Consider the following 12,722-nt stretch of genomic DNA (forward strand, 5'->3'; position numbering starts at 1 on the left):
CTGATTAAAGTTTCACTTTATTGCATTGTAATTTTCTCAACACAACTCTCATAAATCGTACGATGCGATTTAGAGAAAGGTAACTGCTCAAATGCTTCTTTCGATACAAATTTCAATGTATCTGTTTCAACAATATCACCAGTTACTTTTCCGTAAAATACGAATATATCCCAAGTACGATGTGTAAACGTATGTTGTACATTCATTGCGTATTCTTCAATAGAAATCGAAAGCTCAAATTTTTCTTTCATATAATCTATAAGCTGTTCCTTCTGATTACGAATCCCTTCGCCAAGTTCAATATTCGGAAACTCCCACATATTAGCTAATAAACCGGTACTTGGACGTTTATTAATGACGTAACGACCATCTTCCGTTTGAAGTACTCCCGCAACAATCGGTACCATCGTAGGGGCTTTCGCTTTACTTTTTACTGGTAATTCCTTTTGAACACCTTCAGCATATCCCCTGCAATGCTCACGTACAGGACAAAGTAAGCATGCTGGATTTTTAGGAATACAAATCAGTGCTCCTAATTCCATCAAACCTTGATTAAAATAAGATGGATTTTCAGCCGAAATAATTTCACGCACAATCTCTTCAAACACTTTTCTCGTTTTTGGTTTTGCAATGTCATCCCATACTGATAAAATGCGAGATAATACACGCATAACATTTCCGTCAACTGCCGGCTCTGGTATACCATAGGCGATACTTAAAATAGCACCTTTTGTATAGGGACCGACTCCCTTTAATTTCTCAATCTTCTTTACATCACTTGGCACAATCCCGCCATATACTTCTTTTACTTCTTTTACGGCTGCATGTAAATTTCGCGCTCTAGAATAATAGCCTAAACCTTCCCATGCTTTTAACACTTCTTCATCATCAGCATTTGCCAAAGCTTCTAGAGTAGGAAACTTCCCCATGAAATTTGCGTAATATGGTTTTACAGCTTCTACCCTAGTTTGCTGCAACATAATTTCCGAAACCCAAACACGGTATGGATCTTTATTTTTACGCCACGGTAAGTCGCGTTGCTCTTTTTCAAACCAACCAATTAAATCATTTTGAAACTGCTCTATGTTAAAATTATTTAATATTTCAAGTGTCAAACTTGGTCCCCCTCATTTTTTTGCATATAAGTACTATTATAAAGATTTTAGGAAAAAATTTAAGTAAGATGACATAGGAAATAGAAGGCAAAGGACTTGAGGTATCGAATAAAAAGAGTTACATTAATAAAAAACGGAGGTGGATTTCTATGGACACAGCCACTCACCTTGTTATGGGCGTTACTCTAGGCAGTTTGGCCACGTTAGATCCAGCCATAGCACAAAGTGATATTGGGCCACAAGCAGTTATGCTTGCTACAATTGCCGGCTCCAATATTCCTGACATCGATACAGTTTTAAAATTGCGTAATAACGCTAAATATATAAGAAATCATCGTGGGATTACTCATTCCATTCCTGCAGTGATTCTTTGGTCTTTCCTTATAAGTGGCATCTCTTTCGCCTTCTTTTCAGACGCTCCATATTTGCATCTACTACTTTGGTCCTTTATTGCCGTCTTTCTTCATGTCTTTGTAGATATTTTTAATGCCTACGGTACACAAGCATTACGGCCCTTCACAAAAAAATGGGTAGCGCTCGGCATCATTAATACATTTGATACCGTCATTTTCTTTATCCATATACTCGCAATTGCTTGTATGCTCGTAGGTTCCCATAAAGGATATACTGCCTTAGCAGCGTATATATTAATGATTGTTTACTACATCGGACGGATTATGATGCATAGAAATATAAGAAGTGTTGTACAAAAACGTTTCAAACATGTTGAGAAGATAATCATTTCTCCTTCTTATCGATTTTATCATTATCATTTAGCAGTCGTTACAAACGATTATTACTACGTTGCTAGATGGCATCGTGGTAACATTATGATCTATGATAAGTTCGATCGGGTACCGTTCCCAGATAATGCTATTATGCGCGCAGCTAAACAAGATGAAAACATCTCAGCATTTTTATCTTTCTCCCCTGTATATCGCTGGGACATTTTCGATTATGATCATTATTATGAAGTTCGATTCATTGATTTGCGATATCGTAGTAAAGACTATTATCCATTCGTTGCGATCGTTCAACTCGATCATAATTTAAATATTATTAGTTCCTATACAGGATGGATTTTTAGTGAAGAAAAACTTCGAAAAAAACTGGAGTTACTTCCACATTAAAAAAAGCGACTTCAGTCGCTTTTTTTAATGTTTCAAATGATCTTCTTGATTGATTAAATGGCTATATTTCGGATTATTTGTACGCATTTCATGAAGGCGTCCTCCATGATTATTAATCCATGATCGCACAACTTGTTCAGTCATTTCTTCTCCTTGATAACGACCTGATTTCGCATAAGTCGTTTGAAAATCTTCCCACAGTAATTCAACCCAAGCACGCGCTTGTGCGTAAGAAAGCTTGTCATTTTTGTCTAATAGTTCTTTCGTTAATGCTTCATAAATATCATTCATGTTCTAGTCTCCTTTACCTAATTATCCCTTCATTTCTAAAGGATAGTTTCTTCTATTTTGCACATTCTATAATTGATACTTCTTCAAGAGGTATCAACTGATGATGAGGAGGGCGTTCGCAATGGGTAAACAAGCCGAATTTTGGTCTGAGTCAAAAAACAACAGCAAAATCGACGGTCAACCGAAAGCGAAATCACGCTTCGCTTCGAAACGACCTAACGGCACAATTAACACGCACCCACAAGAACGTATGCGTGCTGCAAATCAGCAGGAAGAGTAGTAACAAAGTAACTTAACTTCCTACACGAGGTGATAAAGATGAGCTACCGTGATCGCTTAGATAGTCGTTCTGAATTATTTAACCATACGTGGACTCGTCCGAAACATGCAAAAGCGCAAGTTAACGGACAGACGCAACAAACCCAGTCTCTCATTATATTGGCGAATGAATGTAAAAAACGCCAATTTTAGAATCTCCTATCTCCTGTAACGCCTACCAAAGATGAAAACCAGAGAGATATTCGCTCTCTGGTTTTTATTTTTCTTGCAATAAAGAAATCGGTATTCCAATCTCTTCATTATCATTTTGCTTATGTCCCCAAGCAAATACCCCATTGAAATACGTAATTTCAAATAATATACCAGGTTCTTCTACTAATTCATATGTCTCACCGATATGGAATTTGTTTATGTCAGTCATATAAGCGCGAGCCATTGCTATCTTTCGCATTAATACATCGAACTCATTTACAATTCCAAGTTGCTCAGCTTTTATCGCTTGCTCTTTCAAAACCCCAATTTCTTCCCTTAGCTCATATGGTGTCATTTCACTGTAGCGTTTTGGCATATTCATTTTATTCCCTCATCCCTCTTCGCGTTTCATTTGCAAAAATATCTCTATCTCATCGATAGAGAATCCTTTGCGATATAACGCTTGTTTCATCTTATTTTCAAATGTCCAGCCATCATACTTCTTATATTTCTCATAGTATTTATTCCCATGATAGTGTAACGCTTCTTGTTGCTTTTCGTCATCTTTTTCGTCTTTCAATTCTTCTAAACAAATTTGAATCACATCTCTAGAATATCCTTTACGAACGAGCATTTCGTCTAACTTTAGCTTCATTTGTAAAAAGGAATGCTTTTGATAAGATTTCTTCTTCTTTTCTATAAGAATTAAAGCATTCTCAATTTGCTTTTCCTTCGGATATTCTTGTAAACTATGCGTAATAATTAAATCCTGAACACCTTTATTTAACAACTCTCTTTTAATAACCGTTGGACCTTTTCGATTCACATTACTTTGCGTTCTCGTATATAAAATAGCATACTCTTTATCATTAATATATCGGTCATGTAATAATTTCGAAACGACCTCAGAGATGATGGCTTGTCCAACTTCTTTTTTTCGTAAAAAATCTTCTATTTCTAGTTTCGTTCTCATTTGATAGGATAAATAGGAGATTGCTTGTAAATATGCTTTTTGTACCTCTTCATTGTACAAAATATTTCCTAAAGCTATTTCATCAATTTCTAAGCCTTTTTGTAATCCATGTTTTATTAAGATTACTTCATTGACACTAAATCCGTATTCTTCACCTTGACCTTTATCGATATAAATATTAAACCGTTCTTTCGATCGTTTTTGCACTTCTATTTTTGTAATGACAGCCATACTCTCACCTCTCTATTATTTTAACATAGTTAAGGAACGTTTTTGCTTTTCAAGAATATATATAATGAGGAGGAAATAATTGTGAAAATCGCAATTTCTGGTGGTACCGGCTTTATAGGTAAATACCTTTCTACCTTTTTTATTCAAAAAGGATATACTGTTTACATTCTCTCACGAAAAAAAACTGCTGAAACTTCCGATCCTAACCTTCAGTATGTACAATGGACACCAGATTTACACACCTTCCCCCTCTCTTCTATTGATGTAGTTATTAATCTAGCTGGAGAGTCTATTAATAGTAGATGGACAAAGAAACAAAAGAAAGTCATTTTAAACAGTAGAATTCAAACAACAAAAGGACTCATTAAACAATTGCAGGCACTCCCTACAAAACCACACACATTTATTAACGCAAGTGCAATTGGATACTATGGAACGTCTGAAACCGAATCTTTTACAGAACAGCATGTGACTCCTGGAAATGACTTTTTAGCAAATACAGTATATTCATGGGAACAAGAAGCATCTAAAGCACGTGCTCTCGGAATACGGACAATCTACGCAAGATTCGGAGTCGTATTAGGTCCAGACGGAGGAGCCCTTCCAAAAATGCTACTTCCCTATCAATTCTATATCGGAGGTACAGTTGGATCTGGAAATCAATGGTTATCATGGATTCATATAGACGATGTCGCTTCCATGATTGATTTCATCATACACAAAGAAGAAATTGATGGACCGATTAACATTACAGCTCCTGATCCTATAAGAATGAAGGAATTTGGAGAAATCATTGCAACTATAATAAAAAAACCTCATTGGTTACCTGTCCCTTCATTTATGCTTCGTGCTTTATTAGGCGAGATGAGCATACTTGTACTAGAAGGGCAACATGTATTACCTAGTAAAGCAATTGAGTATGGGTATCAATACACATTTCCGTCAATAGACCATGCATTACAAAATATACTTTCGCATACAATGTAGTACTTCTAAAACACAGTTTTACAGAGGGCCCTTTCAAAACTTTTATTTTCTAGCATCCGGAGCATTATTACACAAATAATCTTTCAGTTACTTTCCCTTACATTCCATTAACATTATAAAGTAACAGAAATGAGGTACCTATGAAAATATTGCTCAAACAAGCCATTGTCTATCCTATTACATCCCAAAAATTTCAAGGGGATGTACTCGTTATAGGAGAAAAAATTGCTGAGGTCAAGCCTTCCATTCAACCTACTCAAGATATGACAGTTATAGACGCACGTGCTCTTCATCTCTTACCTGGATTTATTGATGTCCATACCCATCTTGGTCTCTATGATGAAGGTACTGGTTGGGCTGGCAATGATGCAAATGAAACGTCTGAAGTTTCAACACCCCATATCCGTTCTTTAGACGGAATCCACCCTTTGGATATTGCATTTAAAGATGCGGTACAAAATGGAATTACAACTGTTCACGTTATGCCAGGAAGTCAAAACATTATCGGTGGTACGACTTGTGTAATAAAAACAGCCGGAACTTGTATTGATCATATGATCATTCAAGAACCTGCTGGCTTAAAGATTGCCTTTGGCGAAAATCCTAAAAAAGTCCATAGTAATGGAACAAAAGAGTCCATTACGCGTATGGGAATTATGGGATTACTTCGGGAATCATTTTATGAAGCACAGCACTACGGGCATGAAGCAGATTTTCGAATGCTTCCTATTTTAAAAGCATTACGCCGTGAAATACCCGTACGTATCCACGCTCACCGAGCAGATGATATTAGTTCCGCTCTACGCTTTGCAACAGAGTTCAATCTTGATTTACGTATTGAACATTGTACAGAAGGACACTTTATTGTTGAAGAACTTTCAAAACACAATTTGAAGGTTTCAGTTGGCCCCACGCTTACACGCCGTTCTAAAATCGAACTAAAAAATAAAACATGGGATACTTACCATATATTATCAAAAAATGGAGTGGAAGTTTCCATCACAACAGATCACCCCTATACACCCATTCAATATTTAAATGTTTGTGCTGCTGTCGCAGTAAGGGAAGGATTAGACGAAAAAACTGCACTAGAAGGAATCACTATATTTCCAGCGCGAAATTTACGTTTAGAGGATAGAATTGGAAGCATTGAGGCTGGAAAAGACGCTGATCTTGTGCTCTGGACCCATCATCCTTTCCATTATTTAGCCAAGCCTGTACTAACTATGATTGATGGAAAAATAATTTACAAAAAAAATAAAAAAAACTAGTTTATTTTTTTGACTAGATAAAGTATTATACGATTATAAACTGAATGAAACCATAATCAATTTGTGTCGTGATTATCATTTTCAAATTGATGAATGGGGAAGGCAAATGGTGCGCCACCAGCGTTAGAAACTGGTTCTAGTGGGTTCGATTCCCACCCCGAAATTTTTTAAAGATTGATATAAAAATTTCGAGGGTGGGGTGTTTTTTCGTCATGCTACCCTCGTGTGAGGAGGAGTTAGTATGTTGAAAAAACGCGACTTACACGACAGCCACGTTCTATACGAGTTAATGGTGGATCCAGCTGTCTTCCCTTTTGTGCGTCAAAAGGCTTATTCTTATGAGGAATATTTATTTTTAACGAAACAAACGATTGAAGCTGAAGAGCGTGGGGAATTAATTTCACGCACAATTTTAGATGAATGGGGTAACCCTATCGGAACAATTACTTTATTTGATGTGCAAGAAAAAGCCGGATTCCTTGGAACATGGCTTGGCAAACCTTATCACGGAAAAGGCTACAATAAATTGGCAAAAGATTCATTTTTTAGCGAACTTTTCTACGAGTTAGATATTGAAACGATCTTTATGCGTATTCGCAAAATAAATATTCGTTCTATTAAAGCTGCAGAAAAATTACAATATGTAAACCTAGCAAACGAAACAAGAAAAGCCGTTTATGATGAAATTAATGCAAATGAAGAAGTATATAACTTATATGAAATTCCAAAAGATCAATATACACTTGCTACAATGCGAGATACAACGTTCCAAGATTCTCATCACTTAAAAGAAGCGTAATCTAAATTTTCAGAAATAATAATTAACCATTAACATTTTGATATATACGTATATCACCCCATGTCTTTGGAAACGATAAATAGTGACTTTAGGACACGAGGTGATTTGTAATGGATAAAAAGAAACGTGATAAAGCAAAAAACGCATTATCTAGTACACAAGAAGTTCTCTACCAACGAGAATTTCGTAAAGCAGATCGCGCAGCGGGTTATCGCTCGAAAAGTATTTAAAGTGAGAATGAATAATTAGAAGTTCTCCCCCCTAATTATTCATTCTCATTACATATTTTTTCTACGTGATAGAGTAGGAAAAAGGTTCCTTATAAATAAGGAACCTTTTTTATGTGGATAACGTTATCCACATAATTTATAGAATTGTGAATAAATTAGGCAAACCTTTCACCAGTTTATATATCGTAACGCACATCAAATGTTAGAATTGTGGATATTTTTCTAAAAATTGTGGATAATGTGGATATAGTTGTTAATATTCCGACTTTACTGTTTAATGAAAGCGCACTCTTCATGTGGATAAGTCTTTATCTTCGAAAATAATAAAGAACCCTCTTTAAACATACAAAAGAGGGTTTCATATTAAGTAAATGATTGTGCAAGAGCAGGTGATTTAATAGGTATATGATTCGGTTCTACATGGTTTTCTGCCAAAATTGTATCCACAATATGATCAGCTGGCTCTGGACGATAAATGCTTTTCATCGCTTCTTTCATTTGAAGAAGCCTCATATCATCTTGTAATAACGCCTCTGTTTTTGCAAAAACCTCACTATCATCACGAATGACAACTGCAGCCCCTTTTCTTTCAAAGTACATCGCATTTTCATTTTCTTGTCCTGGAACAGGCTTATATAAAATGACAGGTACTTGCAATGCTGCCGCTTCACTTAACGTAATACCGCCTGGCTTTGTAATCATACAAGAAGTAACACGGAATAGTTCATCAATATTTTCTACATAACCAAATACTTTTAATGCATCAGGATTTTTTTCCTGTAACCCTAACAAATCCTGTTTTAACGCTTCATTTTTCCCACAAACAACAACTACTTGTAAATCAGGTACTGACATAAATGATTGGCATAGTTCTTTTACACTTCCTAATACTCCATGAGCACCTGCTACAATTAGTAAAATCTTTTTATTCTTACATAACTGATATTTATTATATATAATATCTGAATTGATCTTTAACTCAAAACTACTACGAATCGGAATTCCAGTTTCAACAATTTGCTCCGCAGGCACACCAATATCAACCATAACTTCTTTTACGTGATCAGTTGCTACAAAATAACGATCTACTTCCCGATGAATCCATATTTTGTGCACACAGAAATCCGTTAATACGTTATACACAGGAATTGAAATACCTGTTTGCTTTTTTAATTCTGGTACAGCTATAATCGGAAACGTATTAATAACAATATCCGGTTTCTCCGCTTGTAAAAGTAATTTCAAACGTTTTCTTCCAAAATTAGCATACCAAGATGCTATTTTTTTATCATAAATTTTTTCCACGCCATAATAAAACAAGCGGTACAATTCTTTTCCTATTGTATAACTTTTTAAATATAAATATTTTGTAATATCGGTTATAACCGGATGTGATTCTCCGAACAAATCGCATACAATTACATCTTTAATTCCTTTTTGGCGAAATGTTTGTTCTAATGTTTTCGCTACTTGCACATGACCGTTTCCGTAATGTGCAGTTAATATTAAAACCTTGGGGTTTTTTATCAAACAAATCCACTCCTAGCTTATTGTTTCTCCATATTGCATATACGACAATAGGAAAAACATTTTCCTTAAAAATTACATAAACAGACTCTAATATTTCTCTTTCAGCTATGTACCTGTCGTGGATATGCAAAGCATATAAGATTGACCCCTTAATCCTATCTGTGCTCATATCTTTACATTATACTTTCCTATAAGAGCTTTCGCAATAACTTACAAATGTTCTCTATTCCATGATACTCACTCTTTTACTTCTTAATTCTTTTTACTATTTTGATTTCCCTTTACAATTATGTAAATTTCTCCACTTATTCCTTACAAAAATATGGATATTCTATTTTCAGTATACTCTTTTCTCCATATATACTCTAGGTTTTATTGTAAAGAAAGCAAAAAGCCTAACCCAACATTTGGATTAGACTGCTTGTAAAATATGTCTTGCTTCTTCTACATTTTTTTCAGTAGGCGGTTCTACATTTGCGAGTGGATACTTATGCCCAAGTGCCTCCCATTTATATACACCAAGCTTATGGTATGGTAGCACTTCAACTTTCTGAACATTAGACAGACTTTGAATAAAACTAGATAGTTTTTGTAGATCCTCCTCATTATCAGTAATACCAGGAACTAATACGTGTCGTACCCAAATCGGTTTATTTTTATCCGATAAATAACGAGCAAATTGTAAAATATGTTCATTTGGTTTTCCTGTTAATTTACGATGTTTCTTTGAATCAATATGTTTCAAATCCAATAAAACTAAATCTGTGTACTCCATTAAAATATCTAGCTTATTTTGGAATTCTGGTTCTTCAGAATAACAACCACCCGAAGAGTCAATTGTTGTATGAATTCCAATTTCCTTACATTTCTTAAATAATTCAATTAAGAAATCTAGTTGTAATAATGGTTCCCCACCACTAACTGTTATACCGCCTCCGGAAGCTTCAATAAAAGGAAGGTAACATGTCACATCCTGCATTACTTCTTCGACTGTTATTTCTTTTCCTTTACCGATCTCCCACGTATCAGCATTATGACAATATTGACAACGTAATAAACACCCTTGTGTAAATATGACATAACGAATTCCTGGGCCATCAACAGTACCACAAGACTCTACAGAATGAATTCTTCCTTTTACCATGTTACTTCCTCCTTTATTGAAACAGCCTCCCTCTGCTATTTATAAAATGCAGAGGGACACTTTTTTCATTTACATGCTTTCATGCATTGTACGGTTAATTACATCGATTTGTTGTTCACGAGTTAATTTAATAAAGTTTACAGCGTAACCAGATACGCGAATTGTTAATTGTGGATATTTCTCAGGATGTTCCATTGCATCCATTAATGTTTCACGGTTAAATACGTTAATATTTAAGTGATGTCCTTCTTTTACTGCATAACCATCAAGCATTGATACTAAGTTACGTACTTGTACTTCATCCTCTTTACCAAGTGCTTTTGGAATAATAGAGAATGTATTAGAAATGCCATCTTGTGCATCTTCATATGGTAATTTAGCTACAGATAATAATGAAGCTAACGCACCTTTTGTATCACGTCCATGCATCGGATTCGCACCTGGTGCAAATGGTTCTCCAGTACGTCGACCATCTGGAGTGTTACCAGTTTTCTTACCGTATACAACGTTAGATGTGATTGTTAAGATTGACATTGTATGAACAGAATTTCTATATGTTTTATGTTTACGAAGTTTATTCATAAATGTTTTCACAAGATTTACAGCAATTTCATCTACACGGTCATCATTGTTACCGTATTTAGGGAAATCTCCTTCAATTTCAAAGTCAACTGCAATTCCGTTTTCATCGCGAATTGGTTTTACTTTTGCGTATTTAATTGCACTTAAAGAGTCTGCTACTACAGATAGACCCGCGATACCTGTTGCCATTGTACGAAGAACATTTGTATCGTGAAGTGCCATTTCAATACGTTCATAGCTATATTTATCGTGCATGTAGTGAATAACATTTAATGTGTTTAAATATAGACCCGCTAACCATTCCATTGTCATATCAAACTTATGCATAACTTCTTCATAATCTAATACTTCAGAAGTAATCGGTGCGTACTCAGGACCAACTTGTGCTTTAGATTTTTCATCTTTACCACCGTTAATCGCATATAGCAATGCTTTTGCTAAGTTTGCACGTGCACCGAAGAACTGCATTTGTTTACCGATTCTCATTGCAGATACACAACAAGCAATCCCGTAGTCATCGCCGTAGTCAGCACGCATAATGTCATCATTTTCATATTGAATTGCTGATGTTTTAATAGACATTTTCGCACAGTAGTTTTTAAAGTTCTGTGGTAATTGTTTAGACCAAAGAACTGTTAAGTTTGGTTCTGGAGCTGGTCCTAAATTATCTAGTGTATGCAAGAAACGGAATGAGTTCTTTGTTACTAATGGACGGCCATCTAATGCCATACCGCCGATAGACTCAGTTACCCAAGTTGGGTCACCAGAGAATAATTCATTATAATCAGGTGTTCTTGCAAATTTCACAAGACGTAATTTCATAATGAAGTGATCCACAATTTCTTGTACGTCTTCTTCTGTTAAAGTACCATTTGCTAAATCTCTTTCAATATAAATATCTAAGAATGTAGAAGTACGTCCAAGACTCATTGCAGCTCCGTTTTGCTCTTTAATTGCTGCAAGATATGCGAAGTATAACCATTGGAATGCTTCTTGAGCAGTTGTTGCTGGCTTAGAAATATCAAAGCCATGAGAAGCAGCCATTTGTTTTAACTCTTGAAGTGCACGTATTTGTTCAGATAACTCTTCGCGTAAACGCATTGTATCTTCACTCATTACACCGCCAGTTAAATTTAAATCTGCTTTCTTCGCTTCAATTAAATGATCTACTCCATATAATGCTACGCGGCGGTAGTCACCGATAATACGTCCACGTCCGTATGCATCCGGAAGACCCGTAATAACACCTGATTTACGAGCAGCTCTCATTTCTGGTGTATAAGCATCAAATACACCTTGGTTATGAGTTTTTCTCCAATCTCTAAAAATACGACTAAGCTCTTTATCCATTTCGTATCCATAAGATTCACAAGCTTGTTCCGCCATACGAATACCACCATACGGTTGTAAAGAACGTTTAAATGGTTTATCAGTTTGGAAACCGACTACTTTTTCAGTCTCTTTATTTAAATATCCTGGTTCATGTGATGTAATAGAAGAAACAATTTTTGTATCCATATCAAGAACGCCACCGTTTTCACGTTCTTTCGTTGTTAAATCCATTACTTGATCCCAAAGTTGTTTCGTTGCTTCAGTTGCTCCCGCTAAGAAAGATTCGTCTCCCTCGTAAACGTTTACATTATTTAAAATGAAATCGCGAACATCAATCTCTGCTTTCCATTTTTCACCTTTAAAGTTTTCCCATGCATTTTTAACATTTTCTAATACTTGAGTCATCCTAATCTCCTCCATTTTTGATTAGTACAGGACTAAGATTTTTTATATAACAGCTTACACACTTAGAATACTACTTTTTTACGAAAGTGAACGAAATAGTTGTGACATGTTTGTGAAATGTTGAGCAAACTACTATATACATAGTGTTAACTTCATTTTAAAGTCTTTAAAATTAACCCTTTCCTTAATTGTATTTTTTTGGTATTCTTATATACGAGTCCTATTTTGTAA

14 protein-coding genes are annotated in these 12,722 nt (G+C 35.3%); 7 read left to right on the forward strand and 7 right to left on the reverse strand.

Features of this window, described 5'->3' with window-relative positions; translation table 11 throughout:
• Positions 1–17 precede the first annotated feature (17 nt).
• Complete coding sequence (gene mutY, locus ACTFNE_RS19425) at positions 18–1,115, reverse strand: A/G-specific adenine glycosylase (protein ID WP_000171401.1); 1,098 nt, start codon at positions 1,113–1,115, stop codon at positions 18–20.
• Positions 1,116–1,264: 149 nt separating this feature from the next.
• Between mutY and ACTFNE_RS19430 the strand changes: the two genes are divergently transcribed.
• On the forward strand, positions 1,265–2,245 hold the full coding sequence (locus tag ACTFNE_RS19430) for a metal-dependent hydrolase (RefSeq protein ID WP_270705178.1): 981 nt from the start codon (positions 1,265–1,267) through the stop codon (positions 2,243–2,245).
• A gap of 24 nt (positions 2,246–2,269) precedes the next feature.
• Here ACTFNE_RS19430 and ACTFNE_RS19435 read toward each other — a convergent pair whose 3' ends face one another.
• Positions 2,270–2,536, reverse strand: a complete 267-nt coding sequence (locus tag ACTFNE_RS19435) for a YfhJ family protein (protein ID WP_000998157.1) — start codon at positions 2,534–2,536, stop codon at positions 2,270–2,272.
• A gap of 121 nt (positions 2,537–2,657) precedes the next feature.
• On the opposite strand from ACTFNE_RS19435, the gene ACTFNE_RS19440 reads away from it, so the two are divergent.
• Both ACTFNE_RS19440 and ACTFNE_RS19445 read left to right on the forward strand, forming a co-directional pair.
• Complete coding sequence (locus ACTFNE_RS19440; RefSeq protein WP_000517891.1) at positions 2,658–2,816, forward strand: small, acid-soluble spore protein K; 159 nt, start codon at positions 2,658–2,660, stop codon at positions 2,814–2,816.
• A gap of 38 nt (positions 2,817–2,854) precedes the next feature.
• Complete coding sequence (locus ACTFNE_RS19445) at positions 2,855–3,007, forward strand: YpzG family protein (RefSeq protein WP_000122093.1); 153 nt, start codon at positions 2,855–2,857, stop codon at positions 3,005–3,007.
• A gap of 64 nt (positions 3,008–3,071) precedes the next feature.
• On the opposite strand, the gene ACTFNE_RS19450 is transcribed toward ACTFNE_RS19445, so the two are convergent.
• Both ACTFNE_RS19450 and recX read right to left on the reverse strand, forming a co-directional pair.
• On the reverse strand, positions 3,072–3,389 hold the full coding sequence (locus ACTFNE_RS19450; RefSeq protein WP_001057035.1) for a YfhH family protein: 318 nt from the start codon (positions 3,387–3,389) through the stop codon (positions 3,072–3,074).
• 9 nt (positions 3,390–3,398) lie between these two features.
• Positions 3,399–4,211, reverse strand: coding sequence for a recombination regulator RecX (gene recX, locus ACTFNE_RS19455; protein WP_000268520.1), 813 nt, complete (start codon positions 4,209–4,211; stop codon positions 3,399–3,401).
• A gap of 81 nt (positions 4,212–4,292) precedes the next feature.
• Between recX and ACTFNE_RS19460 the strand changes: the two genes are divergently transcribed.
• The 4 genes from ACTFNE_RS19460 to ACTFNE_RS19475 all read left to right on the forward strand — a co-directional run bounded on the left by ACTFNE_RS19460 (position 4,293) and on the right by ACTFNE_RS19475 (position 7,498).
• A complete protein-coding gene (locus ACTFNE_RS19460; protein ID WP_270705177.1) occupies positions 4,293–5,198 on the forward strand; it encodes a TIGR01777 family oxidoreductase in 906 nt (301 codons plus the stop codon).
• Between the two features lie 140 nt (positions 5,199–5,338).
• The gene (locus ACTFNE_RS19465; RefSeq protein ID WP_000698301.1) at positions 5,339–6,469 is read left to right on the forward strand and encodes an amidohydrolase; all 1,131 of its coding nucleotides are present in this window, start codon (positions 5,339–5,341) and stop codon (positions 6,467–6,469) included.
• A gap of 241 nt (positions 6,470–6,710) precedes the next feature.
• The gene (locus ACTFNE_RS19470; protein WP_000914738.1) at positions 6,711–7,268 is read left to right on the forward strand and encodes a GNAT family N-acetyltransferase; all 558 of its coding nucleotides are present in this window, start codon (positions 6,711–6,713) and stop codon (positions 7,266–7,268) included.
• A 110-nt stretch (positions 7,269–7,378) separates the two neighbouring features.
• Positions 7,379–7,498 carry a YfhE family protein gene (locus ACTFNE_RS19475; RefSeq protein ID WP_000358480.1) on the forward strand — a complete coding sequence of 40 codons (120 nt, stop codon included), beginning with the start codon at positions 7,379–7,381 and terminating at the stop codon, positions 7,496–7,498.
• A gap of 363 nt (positions 7,499–7,861) precedes the next feature.
• Here the strand turns inward: ACTFNE_RS19475 and ACTFNE_RS19480 are convergent, their stop codons facing one another.
• The 3 genes from ACTFNE_RS19480 to pflB form a co-directional block, all read right to left on the reverse strand.
• Entirely contained in the window at positions 7,862–9,028 is a 1,167-nt protein-coding gene (locus tag ACTFNE_RS19480; RefSeq protein ID WP_000594702.1) for a diglucosyl diacylglycerol synthase, read from the reverse strand.
• Positions 9,029–9,440: 412 nt separating this feature from the next.
• Positions 9,441–10,172, reverse strand: coding sequence for a pyruvate formate-lyase-activating protein (gene pflA, locus ACTFNE_RS19485; RefSeq protein ID WP_000238472.1), 732 nt, complete (start codon positions 10,170–10,172; stop codon positions 9,441–9,443).
• Positions 10,173–10,241: 69 nt separating this feature from the next.
• Positions 10,242–12,491: a formate C-acetyltransferase gene (pflB, locus tag ACTFNE_RS19490; protein ID WP_000195487.1), complete on the reverse strand. Its 2,250-nt coding sequence runs from the start codon at positions 12,489–12,491 to the stop codon at positions 10,242–10,244.
• Positions 12,492–12,722 lie beyond the last annotated feature (231 nt).

Source organism: Bacillus cereus group sp. MYBKT111-2 (genome assembly GCF_051915205.1).
In the GTDB taxonomy this organism is placed as follows: domain Bacteria; phylum Bacillota; class Bacilli; order Bacillales; family Bacillaceae_G; genus Bacillus_A; species Bacillus_A paranthracis.